Source organism: Candidatus Nitrosopumilus salarius BD31 (genome assembly GCF_000242875.2).
Taxonomy (GTDB): Archaea; Thermoproteota; Nitrososphaeria; order Nitrososphaerales; family Nitrosopumilaceae; genus Nitrosopumilus; species Nitrosopumilus salarius.
Genome location: NZ_AEXL02000090.1, coordinates 127,169 through 140,717, shown reverse-complemented (window position 1 = coordinate 140,717; position 13,549 = coordinate 127,169). Strand labels below are relative to the sequence as shown.

Genomic DNA, 13,549 nt, shown 5'->3' with positions numbered 1-13,549 from the left:
ATAGATCAGTTTCAAGTAGCAACAATTTTAAAAAAAATCAAACAAATAAAAAATAATTTAACACATAGTTAGAAAATTAAACAGTAGAGTTACAAATTTGGAGGCTGTTCTGCTTTCAATCCCTTGTACCTGTTTCTTATTGTAACTTCTGTAACACCTGCAGCCTCAGCAAGATCTCGTTGTGTGATAGATACACCGTTTTTCACACAAGATAAATACAAAGCAGTTGCAGCCAATCCCATAGGATCCTTCCCAGCTGACTCTTTACGCTCTTGTGCATCTTTGAGCACCTTAACTGCATATCTTTTTGTTTTCTCAGAAATCTCAAGTTTGCTAGAAATTCTTGCAATACATTGAATTGAATCGACCACAGGCATTTTTAATTCTAATTCATGATGTAGTAATCGATAGCATCGTGCAATGTCTTTTCGTTTAACATTAGCAGCATCAGAAACATCTTTTAAAGTTCTAGGAGTTTCAGTGTCTCGACATGCGGCATATAGAGAAGCAGCAATCATTGCAGAAATAGATCTACCACGAACTAATTTTTTCTCCAATGCTTTTCGATAAATGTAAGCTGCTTTTTCCAACACATTTGCAGGAACAGATACTTTGTCTTTTAATTTATTTAAATCACTAAGTGCTTGTCTCAGATTTCTATCAACAGGTGCATGTACTTGACTTCTACTATCCCAGGTTCTAAGTCTCTCAATTGTACTCTTCATTGATGTTGAAAGAGGTTTTCCTGAAGCATCTTTGTTTAGAGGATTGATCACAGTGGATAATCCCATGTCATGTATCATTAGAGATGAGGGTGCGCCAGTTCTTGCAGGATCTGCTCCACCGTCTTTTTGAAATGATCTCCATTCAGGTCCAGATTCTTGTGATTTTTCAGTAATTACATAACCACACTTGCCACAAAATTGCTCACCGGTTACTTCATCAACAAGAATGGAGTTTTTTCCACAACGCAAACAATTTGAGTTTTGATTAAAAGAATCCATGATAGTTTTCCCTAGATAATTATCCTATTAATTGAAATTTCCAAAACGTCACAATTTTTTCTGTATTTTGACATAACTAGAATTACTTTCTCATGTATATGAAGGGTGAGTATTTTCGCAAAAAACAACAAAGATTTTGTGCTTTATGCAATGACTGAAATTTCTCGTGAAGACATACCCCCATAACCAGGATCAATCTTTTGTTTTGGATTTAGCGTAGTGTCATGGTGACATGCTTTGTTACAAACTGGGCAGAATTTTCTATCAAGCACAATACATTGACAGATATGATTTTTTACGTATGCTTGTGCAGCTTGGTTCCACTCACCGGTCCCATTACAATAAACACAGATGTTTGAACCAGAAGAACCTACACCCTTACAAAAATCACATATGTCTTCAGTCAAATCTACTTCTATACCTGATGGATGAATCAATATATTTGAAGAGATAGGTATGAGAAGAAATCAAATAAACCTTTTAAAATATCCCAAAGCCATCTATAATTATGAAGCAAAAAACGGCATCGAGAAGTATCAAAATATTAGTTGCCAAGTTAGGTCTTGATGGTCATGATAGAGGTGCCCTTGTACTTTGTAGAGCATTCAGAGATGCAGGGATGGAAGTCATCTATTCGGGATTGTTTGCAACTCCAGATAGAATTGCACAGATTGCTGAAGATGAAGATGTTGATGCTGTTGCAATGAGTTTACTAAACGGAGCACATGGGACACTATTCCCAAGGGTTGTAAAAGCTCTAAAAAAGAAAGGGATTAAGGATGTGCTTATTGTGGGTGGAGGAGTGATTCCAGAAATAGACCATAAAGATTTGATCAAAGCAGGAGTAGATCATGTATTTGGACCAGGCACATCATTACCAACAATTATTGAACATATCACTACTGGTGTTTCTAAATTAAGAAAAATATAAGAAAAAAGATTATTCTGTGGAATCAGGCCACATCATTTTACGCATTTCTTTACCAACTTTTTCAATTTGGTGTGCGTCATATTCTTTCATGTATTTGTCAAATGCATCTTTACCATTTTTTTGATATTCAGAAATCCATTCACTGTTGAACGTACCATCTTGAATCATGGTTAGAACTTTTTTCATGTTCTCTTTGTTTGTAGAATCCATTACCATTGGTCCACGTGTCAAACCACCATATCTAGCAGTTTCGCTGACGCGTCTCCACATTCCATTAATTCCATATCTCTGAATCATATCTACAATGAGTTTGAGTTCATGTAAAACTTCAAAGTATGCAATTTCTGGTTGGTATCCTGCCTCAACTAGAGTTTCAAATGCATTTGTAACCATAGATGCTGCGCCACCACAAAGGTCAGCTTGTTCGCCAAACCAATCAGTTTCTACTTCTTCTTTGAAAGCAGTTTTGATCAATCCAGCTCTAGCACTACCTATTGCTTTTGCAATTCCCAATGTTCTATCCCAAGCTTTTCCTGTAAAGTCTTGTTCAACTGCAACGATTGCAGGAGTTCCAAAATTGTCAAGATATGTTTCTCGGACTTTGGAGCCAGGTCCTTTTGGTGCAATCATAATTAGATCAACATTGTTTGGGGCTTCAATCCATTTCCAATAGATTGCAGCTGCATGAGAAAATGACAATGCTTTTCCTTCAGAAAGATTTGGTCCGATTTCATCTTTGTATACTTGACCTTGAATCATATCTGGAATCAATATGTGAACAATGTCTGCCTGTTTTGTTGCATCTGCAACAGACATTACTTTGTGACCGTCAGCTTCAGCCTTTTTCCAGCTGTTACCGCCTTCTTTAAGACCAATTATCACATTAAGACCAGAGTCTTTCATGTTGTTGGCCTGTGCGTCACCTTGGATTCCATAACCAATTACAGCAATTGTTTGATCCTTAATTGGGTCAAGACTGATTTCGTTATCTTTCCATGTTTTTGCCATGACTTTGGCACAAATACTGCAAATATTAACTATGAAATTTAAATTTCAATTATTTTATTGCAAGAACGGCACTGCACAGTGACATTCTCACCAGGCAATCTAGTAAATCTCTTTGAGCCACATTTTGGGCAAATAGGACAAGAGCGTACAGGTTCCATCAATGTTCAGTCGGCTTTGTATCAGTTTTAGATATTACTGTGAGTCTATTTTTAGCATTTATTTTGATAAGTAATTCATAAACAGCATTTGGAACAAAATCTTTCCAATTCTCATTTAGAATTATCATATTTCGGATTTTTGTTGCATTGAATTTGGTTCTGTCTAAAAAGACAGGTTTGACAACATGGATGCCAGAATCGCTCAACAACATGGATACGTAATCATTTCCACTGTAAACTTTATCAAAATGCGGTAATGCAGACTTTAGATAAGACGCCCAAGTTGCAACATTGAATTGATTTTCAAGAGACACGACAAAGATCTTACTCATATCAATAGAAATGTCTTTTAGAGAATTGTGAATCATTTCAATTCGTTCGCCAGCAGTGAAAGGATCTTTTTCAAGATAATTAAATTGAGAACTAGTAATGGCAATTATGACTTCATCACATTCTTTAAGAATTTGTTCTGCTAGTTTCAAATGACCCAAATGAAAAGGCTGAAATCTACCCATCATTAAACCGCGCATGAAGAATAGAAAGTTTTGATTTTATTAAATTAGTCTATTTGATTGAACCGCTTCCTAAAATCCGGATAGTTGTTGATTCAGGTTTTAAAACCACAGCGATTTGTCCTTTTTTGCATACAACTGATTTTTCAAATGTTAGTTTTAGAGGAGATATGGATGAAAATGTTGCAGCTTTAACCTGCAGTCCAATATTTACAAGACAGCCCTGATTTTCGGCAATGTCACTTTTGTAGAAAGGGTTTTTTTGGAAATCAAGTTCAACTTCGGTCTTCACATCAACTGCACCTTCTTTTGCAATGACATCACCACGTCCAACTTCATCTGGTTTGACACCTTTAACTGCAAGTCCAACTCGTGCTGGACATATAGATTCTTCAACAGGATCATCATGCATTTGAATAGATTTAATCAGGATATCAATTCCTGCAGGATATAATTTCAAATTGTCATATTGTTTGATTTTTCCATTTGTAACCTTACCTAAGATTACAGTACCAACTCCCTTGACATCAAAGCAATGATCAATTATCATTTCTGAGGAGTCATTGTTTATCAATGGTTCAAGTTTATTCATCTCTTCTTTGATTTTATCAGGATCAACTTTGATGTATTTCTCAACAACGGTTCCTTTGATCATCAAATCCAATTTTGACTCATCAACATCAAAGGTGTGAGAAAGTATTCCCTTTTCCTTTTTCAGTGAATCAAGTGCTATAATTTGTTCTCCGGTGAATTTATCTAATTTATCTACGTAAAATATGACATATTCTGCCAAATTGATTGCTTGAAACAATGGTTGAATTTTATCTGGAAACCCGTTTGGGGTAACCCATGTTTTGATAATATCAGATTCTTTTCGATCATAAAGAGAAAGATCAGTCACTGTTCCTTTTTTTCCAAATTCCGATGCAAGATCCTGTTTACCTAAGACTACAAAATTTACAGACTTGACCATGATTTGAAGTAAAACCCCGTTCTTATGAAGTTATTTTCAAAAATTTCTTATTGAGTCTAGCAAGGATATTCAGAAAGATCTTCAAAAATCTCTGCAGAATCATCTAAAATATGAAGGTGATACAATATAGCTTTTCCATTTGAATGATCAGACAGTCTAGACGTCATAATAAAGTATGAACTTAATTTGATATTAAAGATTGACGGATAAATCATACTACACATCAAGGGTCAACAAATCTATGAAAATGAGTTTAAAACCGCAGCATAACTTGCAAATCGATGATTTTTTGGCTTGACTAGTTTTTGCCGATATTTTGAAACAGGTTTTCCAATTGCGCCATTAAGACCAAGAGGCCCTTTTACATATTTTTCATTATTAGCCCAAGACAACACCTCATCAGTTGGAGCATAATAGTTTACAATTTTTTTATCAAGAACATTTTGAATTATTTTTCCATATTTTTTTGAAGAAGGGATATCTTGGGTGATGGATGCACCAAAAAGGTATGCACTGTCAACAATTCCACAATTCTTTTTCTTTTTTGCAAGATATTCCAGAGTACTCAAAATTACTTGGGAACCTAAAGAATGTCCCAGTAGTCTAATCTTAGTTTTGGGACTAACTAATTTAAAATCCTCTATGAATTTTCCAAGATGTCTTCCATTTTTCTTTGCAATTATTTGCCCAGCTGCAAGTGAGCGTTTTGCATGTTTAATTAAATGTGCACCAGTAGTATTGGAGTCATAACTAAATCCAATTACAGGGTAAAGGTATCCCAATTTTCGAAGTCGATTTTTTGCAAGTGAAACTTTGGCCATAGCTCCTGCGTTATTATTTCGTAATCCATGTATCATTATTGTGAGTTCTTTTGTTCCAAACAAATTTTTGAAATCTTTTTTTGGATATAGATAATAAGAGTTTGATTTTAAGGTTTTACCAGTAGTAAGATCATAGTACCCCCTAGTTGAAATTCGTGGGATTGATTTCATTTCTACTTAGAAGGACCCAAGTTCTTTTTGTGTTTTTCAATATCAGTGATTTCAACTTTTGTAAATAGTGGGAAAGAATCACCCAAAACATGACCGGATAAGATTTTCAATTCAGAGGCACCACTCCAAGATGAATCTTTTACATTGCCATCCAAACCCAACTGGATCCAAATTTTTTGAGAAGATTCAGGCAAAAATGGGAACAGGGTAATTGCCATGCTTCTTGCAGCATTGACTGAAAGGAAAACACAATTTGTGGTGCCAGGACTCAGTTTCCATGGTTCTTTGTGCTGAAAATATTGGTTAAAGAATGACGAAAACTCCATAATTTTCTTCAAAGCTCGGTCAAGATGATTCTGCTCTAAAAGAGAGCCAACTTCATTTGAGAGATTTTTAATTTTTCCCTCTGCCTCTAAATCTTTCTCATCAAAAGACGTGGTTTCTGGAACTTTACCGTCAAATGATTTTTTAGTAAAACCAAGAGCTCGATTAACAAAGTTTCCAAGATTTCCAATTAGTTCAGAATTAATTCGTGTAGCAAAATCATCCCAATCAAAATTCAAATCATCTTGAGAATAAGGATTGATAGATACTAGGTAAAATCTAAGGTAATCTGCAGGATAGTATTCTAAGAATTGCTTTAGTCCAATGTACCAATTTCTGCTTTTGGAGATCTTCTTTCCTTGTAGTGTCAGATGTCCTCTGGTTGGAATGTAATCAGGTAGTTTGTATTCACTGTTAATACCTAATCGCATTGCAGGCAAGAAAAGATAATGATGATATACAATATCCTTTCCAATAAAGTGATAAATGTCAGCAGAATTCCAAAATGATTTACCATCAATTCCTTTATCAGCAAGAAATTTCAAAGCAGTTGAGATGTATGCCAAATGGTTATCAAACCACCCATAGAATACTTTGTCATTTGCACCAGATAGTGGGACAGGAACCCCCCAGGAAATATCTCTAGTAATATCCCAATCAATCAAACCAGATTTAATCCAATTCTGAACGTATTTTTTTACATCTTTTTGAAGATGGTCATTTTCATCTAGCCACTTTGATAAAGAATCCCCAAAATTTGTTAATCTGAAAAAATAATGAGTGGTTTTTTCTTTTGTTGGAGGCTCTCCGCAAAGAGAACATTTAGGATCAGTTATTTCATCCGGAACACGCCCGCAACTTTCACATAAATCAGAATACTGATCTTCTGCCTTGCAATAAGGACAAATTCCTTTTACATACCGATCAGGCAAAAATTTCTTATCGTTATTACAATAAAATTGAATGATTTCTTTCTCATAGATATGCCCAGAATCATTTAGTTTTTTGAATACATCTTGAACAAAGGCAATATTTTCTGAAGAGCTAGTTTTGTAAAAATAATCAAAGTCAATGTTGAATGCAGAAAAATCTTCATAATCACGTTTATTCCAATAAGCCACATATTCAGTAGGAGTTTTACCTTCTTTCTCAGACTGAATTAGAATTGGCGTACCGAAATCGTCGGATGCACAAACATAGTAAGCCTCAACTCCGTTCAGTTTTAAGAATCTAGTAGTTACATCAGCAGGAAGATAAGTTGATGCAACGTGTCCTAAATGGATTTCACCATTTGCATAGGGCAATGCGCTTGTTATGATAGCTTTTTTGTTCATCAGATATCAATCAATGACGGTCTTGAGGTTAAGAAGTTTACCAGCTATTGGCATATTTTATTTGTTCAGAAGTAAGTTTATCGATTTTAACATTCATTGCATTTAGTGCGTCGACTGCAACTTGTTTATCGATTTCTTCAGGAACATTGATAATTTTGTTTTCCATTTTTTTATGATTTTTAAGAATATACAAAACAGATAGAATTTGGTTTGAGAAAGATTGTGCCATTACTTCTGGAGGATGGCCTTCTGCTGCAACCAAGTTTGCAAGTCGACCTTGCCCAATAAGATAAACGACTTTACCGTTCTTTAAAGTACATTCATCAAGATTTGGTCTTACTTCTTTGACAGATTTTGATGATTTAAGTAAAAATTTACTGTCAATTTCTACATCAAAATGACCAACATTGCCCATAATTGCACCATTTTTCATTTGTAGGATGTGTTCTTTTCGAATAACACTGGTCATACCAGTACATGTTACAAACATGTCACCAATCTTTGCTGCTTGTGACATTGGCATTACTTCAAATCCATCCATATGAGCTTCAAGTGCTTTGATCGGATCAACTTCAGTGACAATTACCTTGGATCCCATTCCATGGAATCTAGAGGCAACACCACGTCCGACCCAACCATATCCAACTACAACAACACGTTTTGATGCCATGAGAAGATTCATTCCGCGGAGATAGCCGTCAATGGTACTTTGACCAGTCCCATATCGATTATCAAACATGTGTTTTGTATATGCTTCATTAACTAAGATTACAGGATAACGAAGTTTTCCTTGATTCTCCACAGCACGAATTCTGGTTACACCTGCAGTTGTTTCCTCAGTTGCACCCAAAATTTTCATAGTGCTAAATCTTTTATCAAAATGAGCTTTGATGTTCATATCCGCCCCATCGTCAGTTAAGATGGTTGGTTTGTGTTTTAGTACTTGATCAATGCACCAATCATATTCTTTTACAGATTGCCCATGCCATGCATAAACGTGGATTCCTTGTGATGCTAAAAATGCAGCAATATTGTCCTGAGTAGTTAAGGGATTGCCACCACAGCATGCGACTGTCGCCCCTAATTCTTTAGCTCCCATCAATAAAACAGAGGTCTCTTTTGTAATGTGTAAACAAAAACCAAGAGTAACACCTTTGAGAGGTTTTGATTTTTTAAAGCGATTAATTGTATTGTCAAGAATCTGCATGTGAGATCTAGCCCATTGATAAGATAATTTTCCTTCTTGAACTAATTTTGAACTAGTCTTTACTTTACTCAATAATTCTTCCATTGCATAAGGCTATAAAATTCTATCATGCGAATGTAAATAAATGACAAACATATCAGAAAAATATTGACTTGGAAGAAAATTGCCGATAAAGGTGCGGTTGCTGCAGGGAAAGGCAAAGCATTCAAAATAGATGGAAAACAAGTTGCAATTTTCAATCAAGATGGATATCATGCAATGGATGATCTTTGTGTTCATCAAGATGGCTCAATTGCTCCAGGAAAATTAGAAGGAAACATTGTAGAATGTCCTTTGCATTTCTGGCATTACAACATCAAGACTGGAGAATTAACCGACTATCTCAAGGATGTAAAACTTGAAACATATCCTGTAGAGGCAAGAGATGATGGCATCTACATAGATATTTGATTGTAAAAAACACGTAAATTTTTGAAATTACATTATTGTTTTAGCCGTAATTTTTGTAATGTTTTGAAAAGACAAATTGTCACAGATTCCACAAATGGAATGTTCACATCCAGTTTTTATGTTAAAAAAACAAGATAAATTATTGCAAAGTAGAACAATCATCCCAGCATTATTTGGAATTTTAGTTATAGGAATAACACAGTTTGGTTATGCAGAAGAGTTTGAAGAATCCACATACATTGCTGTAGATGTAGAAGGGTTTGAACAGCCTCAATCAAAATACAATTATGAAGAAATTACAATTATTGGCCATGTTGAAGATTACAGCAGAGGAGACAAACTTACAATTCAAATTATCAATCCAGATGAAACGCAAGAAGAGATCAACACTTATGCTTCAAAGAAAGGAGATATCTACACAATGATCCACATAACAATAGATTCTCAAATAGGAATTCATGAAGTGATTTTAACATATCAAGGAATGGAAATTGCTTCGACATCATTTGAAATTCTAGAGAATCAATAACTAGTAATTGAAATTACATGAATTTCAAAATTATTGGATTAGCCATTGTTATTGCAACCGTCATAATTTCAAGTTCAATAATATATTCTCATCAGGAATCAAAATCTCAAGATAAGTTAAAAATTAAAACTGAAAAATTTGACAGCATAGAATGGAATGATGAAGCAACCAAGATTCTTCCTAAGCAAGGAGAGTTAGGAAATGAGTGGAGACTGTTATGGTCAGATGGGACTAAAAAATATCTCGAGTCAGAGTCGCCGATAATAGTTAGAAAAACAATTGCAGGTAATGAGATAATCTCAACATCATACAATTACGCTCATAAAGATTTTGGCACCTATCAAGTTCTCATTTGGAAGGGAGACCTGATATCAGACTGGGATCCTAAAAACGCAGTAGAAAATATATTCTTACAAACAAACGCGAAAACTGAAAAGAATTTACAAGGTTTGGATTTAATCCCCAACTGTGTGGTAGCATACTATGATTACTATGGAGAAAGTAATGAAATCAAAAATGATTTATTATTTTCAGAATGTGCTAAAAAGGATTTTAGAATCAGAATAAATCTTGTTGAAGGAGAGTATAATCAAGAATCAATCAACACAATAGTTTTTCTAAGCAATAAAATAGTTGGGAAAATTTAATGCATTAGAGAAGGGACAAAATCCCTTCCCTTGTGCTTGGTATGGGTTATGTTGGGCACAGATAATTCTGTAATAATACTAGAAAAAAATGGTATATTGAATAGTGTGTGTTCAAAATGAACGAATTCATAATCAATAACAGGCATAAGTTTTATTCATGCATATTTTGAAAAGTTATTGTTGAGTCAAGATATCATTGATGAAATTATCAATCAGGATTATCCAAACACCGTAGAGAGTATTGAGAAATTTTTATTTGATCAGATTGAGAAAAATCATGCAGATGGGTTAATTTTAGGATTAAGTGGAGGAATAGATTCTGCAGTTTTAGCTTATCTGTGTAAAAGAAAACTAAAAGAGAAAACATTAGCAATAATCATGCCAGACACATCAATAACACCTAACACAGAAACGGAGGATGCACTAAAAATGATTGCATTGACTGGAATAGAGTATAAGCTGATTGACATAAAACCAATCATAAAAGAATACACGATGTATCTTGAACCAAATGAAAAAGCTAGAGGAAATCTACGTGCTAGAGTTAGAACAAATATTTTGTATTATTATGCAAACATTAGGAACTATCTAGTCCTAGGATCAAGTGATAAAAGTGAGTATTTGATTGGCTACTTTACAAAATTTGGGGATGGCGCATCAGACATAACTCCAATCATATCATTATACAAACTACAAGTAAGGGAAATCGCAAAGCATTTAGGAGTACCAGATAACGTGATTTCAAAAAAGAGTAGCCCCCATTTGTGGAAAGAGCATGAAGCAGAAAAAGAATTAGGGATTTCATATGAGGATGTAGACTCAATTTTGTATTGTTTATTTGATAAAAAATTATCAATTTTAGAAACAGAAAAGATTACAGGTATTGACAAAAACATGATTGAAAAAATACATAGATTAAACATTATGAGTGAGCATAAAAGATCACCAACTCCAAAACCCGAGATTTAGTATGAAACTTCAAGATACATTATCAAATTTAGAACAAACTGTAGATATTTCAAAAAAAGTAAGGATTTACCTTTGTGGGGTTACAGTTTATGATGAATCACATATAGGACATGCAAGAACAATCATAGTTTTTGATGTTTTAAGAAAATATCTCGAGAGTAAAGGAATAGAAGTTGAATTTATTCAAAATTTTACTGACGTTGATGATAAAATAATTAACCGTGCAAATGAAGAGAATGTATCAGCAAACACCATTAGTACAAAATACATTACAAATTATTTTACGGATTTTGATGGATTGAATGTAAAAAGAGCAACAAATTATCCGAAAGCAACAGAACACATAGAAGACATCATTAAATTTATTGAAAAGTTAATGAAAAAAGAAATTGCATATACGTCAAAGAATGGAGTATATTTCGAAGTATCTAAATTTCCAGAATATGGGAAATTATCTAAAAAGAAAATTGATGAACTTCAATCAGGATCAAGAATAGAAATTGATGAGTTAAAAAAGAGTCCACTGGATTTTGCCGTATGGAAGTTTTCAGAAATTGAACCAGTTTGGGATAGCCCATGGGGGAAAGGCAGACCCGGATGGCACATTGAATGCTCTGCAATGAGCATAAAGTATCTCGGTGAAAACTTTGACATACATGGGGGAGGAAGAGATCTTATTTTTCCACATCATGAAAATGAAATTGCTCAATCGGAATCATGTACAGGAAATTCATTTGCCAAAATTTGGATGCATGTAGGAATGGTAACAATCAATGGTGAAAAAATGTCAAAATCTATAGGGAATGTTAAATCAATCAAACATGTACTAGCGAATTGGGGATCCAACGTAATCAGATTATTTTGTTTATCAGGGCATTATTCAAAGCCAATAGATTATTCAGATGAATTACTAAAAGAAAATCTTGTGAAATGGAGACAGGTAGAGACATGTTACTATGAATTAATTCATGCTGCCTCTGAAAGTGATGAAAAGATAGATGAAATAATTAAAAAAATGGGATTAGAATTTGACAATGCTCTAGAAAATAACTTTAATACCCATCTGGCATTATCAGCATTCTTCCAATTAATCAAAGAAGGGAATAGATTAGCAGCTGAAGAAAAGATAGGTAAGAGAGATGCAGAAAACATCAAAGCAGAGATTAAGAGAATGATGAAAATTTTAGGATTAGTTATTCCGGAAATAACTGAAAATGAAAAATATGAAATAGACGAGTTGATTAAAAACAGGGTAGAGTTAAGAAAAGAGAAAAAGTTTGAAGATGCAGATAAAATCCGAGACAAATTAAATGAAATAGGTGTAGAATTAATTGATCATAAAGAACGAACAATTTGGATGAAAAAAGAAAACATCAAAGCAGAAAATTAGAAGCAAACACAGTAAATCAATTAGATGAAACATATTGAACAAAAAAGAGTCTAGCAGGTAAAAGAACACCAGCCATCGTTGAAAAAACAATTACAGATTCAACATAACTTTTCATAGAAATAACTCCTGTAAAACGCAATTGTTCATAACATAAATTTCAAAATATTATTATTAATCAGAACTACTATTTTTTCAGTGCCAACTTTTACAACGAATTACATTATCAGCCAAAAACACATAATTCCTAAATACAAATAAAACTAGACATTGCAACCACAACCTTTTGCTTTCAGAATCAATATTTGTTTTAGAGGAGAATCAACGTAAACATCTTGAATAGACTTTCCAGTAGCTTTTCGTTTATCGAGAGGGCTCTTATGCACATATCCCCTAGAAGACATTTCTTTGACCAAATCTTCATGCCTGAAATACATCGCACGTAGTTTTCCTTTCCATCTAATTGTCTCAGGGTGCTTTGAATAACCCTTTTTCTTTTGTGTAATCACAACCCACATTGCATGTAGTTCACGATGTTCTCCTAGAAGGTGATTTCGGCATAGTTTTTCAGGTGGGACATCCCAAATTCTCAACACAGACACCTCAAGTTAATTAAAAAGTCTAGCCAGATTCAAGATGAAAAGTGCCGGAATTTTTTATAATTATTATATTTTTGAATAAATTTTAAATTCATAGTATCTATTTTCATTTTTGGTATATGAATAGTGCTTAAAACAATAACTAGTGCTAACTAGTATTTTTTATAACTTAGTCCAGTCTAATTAGTTCCATCTAATTTTCATCGCCTTTAATACACACAAATAACTAAATTAATTATGAATCCATGGAATAGATTCTGGAATTGGTATGAAAATAAGATATTGGGTAGTGTCGTTCTCATTGCAATAATACAATTCATTCAAGTTCCGCATATGATATGGAATGCGGATATTATGTTAGAGGCAGGAATTGTGTCACGAATTCATCCTGTGATTGATTGGTTCCTTTACGGAGTAGATCTAATCGAAATTGTTTCCATCATCAATGTTGGAATGATCATGTATTCATTAATTAAAAAAAGAAGAGCAGAGAAATATCAATCAAAGGTTATTGAAAAATAATTT

General features: G+C 33.8%; 16 protein-coding genes. 7 read left to right on the top strand and 9 right to left on the bottom strand.

Translation table 11 applies throughout. The annotated features are described in order from the left end of the window. Positions 1-89 precede the first annotated feature (89 nt). A complete protein-coding gene (locus BD31_RS05230) occupies positions 90-1,004 on the bottom strand; it encodes a transcription initiation factor IIB (protein ID WP_008299394.1) in 915 nt (304 codons plus the stop codon). A 143-nt stretch (positions 1,005-1,147) separates the two neighbouring features. Beyond that, positions 1,148-1,411 carry a hypothetical protein gene (locus BD31_RS05225; RefSeq protein ID WP_048097479.1) on the bottom strand — a complete coding sequence of 88 codons (264 nt, stop codon included), beginning with the start codon at positions 1,409-1,411 and terminating at the stop codon, positions 1,148-1,150. A gap of 101 nt (positions 1,412-1,512) precedes the next feature. Between BD31_RS05225 and BD31_RS05220 the strand changes: the two genes are divergently transcribed. Beyond that, positions 1,513-1,935: a cobalamin B12-binding domain-containing protein gene (locus tag BD31_RS05220; RefSeq protein WP_008299486.1), complete on the top strand. Its 423-nt coding sequence runs from the start codon at positions 1,513-1,515 to the stop codon at positions 1,933-1,935. A 9-nt stretch (positions 1,936-1,944) separates the two neighbouring features. Here BD31_RS05220 and ilvC read toward each other — a convergent pair whose 3' ends face one another. The 6 genes from ilvC to BD31_RS05190 form a co-directional block, all read right to left on the bottom strand. Beyond that, positions 1,945-2,967, bottom strand: a complete 1,023-nt coding sequence (gene ilvC, locus BD31_RS05215; protein ID WP_256359034.1) for a ketol-acid reductoisomerase — start codon at positions 2,965-2,967, stop codon at positions 1,945-1,947. A 133-nt stretch (positions 2,968-3,100) separates the two neighbouring features. Then, on the bottom strand, positions 3,101-3,631 hold the full coding sequence (locus tag BD31_RS05210) for a nicotinamide-nucleotide adenylyltransferase (RefSeq protein ID WP_008299251.1): 531 nt from the start codon (positions 3,629-3,631) through the stop codon (positions 3,101-3,103). 34 nt (positions 3,632-3,665) lie between these two features. Continuing rightward, positions 3,666-4,586, bottom strand: coding sequence for an EF-Tu/IF-2/RF-3 family GTPase (locus tag BD31_RS05205; protein ID WP_008299137.1), 921 nt, complete (start codon positions 4,584-4,586; stop codon positions 3,666-3,668). A gap of 239 nt (positions 4,587-4,825) precedes the next feature. Then, the gene (locus BD31_RS05200) at positions 4,826-5,578 is read right to left on the bottom strand and encodes a DUF726 domain-containing protein (RefSeq protein WP_008299264.1); all 753 of its coding nucleotides are present in this window, start codon (positions 5,576-5,578) and stop codon (positions 4,826-4,828) included. Positions 5,579-5,580: 2 nt separating this feature from the next. Further along, positions 5,581-7,236 (bottom strand): methionine--tRNA ligase, encoded by a 1,656-nt coding sequence (metG, locus tag BD31_RS05195; RefSeq protein ID WP_008299231.1) that lies wholly within the window; start codon positions 7,234-7,236, stop codon positions 5,581-5,583. Positions 7,237-7,273: 37 nt separating this feature from the next. Further along, positions 7,274-8,515 (bottom strand): adenosylhomocysteinase, encoded by a 1,242-nt coding sequence (locus tag BD31_RS05190; protein WP_048097478.1) that lies wholly within the window; start codon positions 8,513-8,515, stop codon positions 7,274-7,276. Between the two features lie 75 nt (positions 8,516-8,590). On the opposite strand from BD31_RS05190, the gene BD31_RS05185 reads away from it, so the two are divergent. From BD31_RS05185 to cysS, 5 genes are all read left to right on the top strand, one after another. After that, a complete protein-coding gene (locus tag BD31_RS05185) occupies positions 8,591-8,893 on the top strand; it encodes a Rieske (2Fe-2S) protein (RefSeq protein WP_008299356.1) in 303 nt (100 codons plus the stop codon). Positions 8,894-9,011: 118 nt separating this feature from the next. Next, the gene (locus BD31_RS05180; protein WP_238536077.1) at positions 9,012-9,422 is read left to right on the top strand and encodes a hypothetical protein; all 411 of its coding nucleotides are present in this window, start codon (positions 9,012-9,014) and stop codon (positions 9,420-9,422) included. 17 nt (positions 9,423-9,439) lie between these two features. Continuing rightward, positions 9,440-10,069 (top strand): hypothetical protein, encoded by a 630-nt coding sequence (locus BD31_RS05175; protein ID WP_008299380.1) that lies wholly within the window; start codon positions 9,440-9,442, stop codon positions 10,067-10,069. Between the two features lie 180 nt (positions 10,070-10,249). Then, entirely contained in the window at positions 10,250-11,038 is a 789-nt protein-coding gene (locus tag BD31_RS05170) for an NAD+ synthase (RefSeq protein ID WP_048097461.1), read from the top strand. 1 nt (position 11,039) lies between these two features. Next, the gene (gene cysS / locus BD31_RS05165; RefSeq protein WP_008299241.1) at positions 11,040-12,428 is read left to right on the top strand and encodes a cysteine--tRNA ligase; all 1,389 of its coding nucleotides are present in this window, start codon (positions 11,040-11,042) and stop codon (positions 12,426-12,428) included. A 260-nt stretch (positions 12,429-12,688) separates the two neighbouring features. Here the strand turns inward: cysS and BD31_RS05160 are convergent, their stop codons facing one another. Beyond that, positions 12,689-13,021 carry a pyrimidine dimer DNA glycosylase/endonuclease V gene (locus BD31_RS05160; RefSeq protein WP_008299257.1) on the bottom strand — a complete coding sequence of 111 codons (333 nt, stop codon included), beginning with the start codon at positions 13,019-13,021 and terminating at the stop codon, positions 12,689-12,691. Between the two features lie 240 nt (positions 13,022-13,261). On the opposite strand from BD31_RS05160, the gene BD31_RS05155 reads away from it, so the two are divergent. Next, on the top strand, positions 13,262-13,546 hold the full coding sequence (locus BD31_RS05155) for a hypothetical protein (protein ID WP_048097459.1): 285 nt from the start codon (positions 13,262-13,264) through the stop codon (positions 13,544-13,546). The last annotated feature ends 3 nt before the right edge of the window (positions 13,547-13,549 follow it).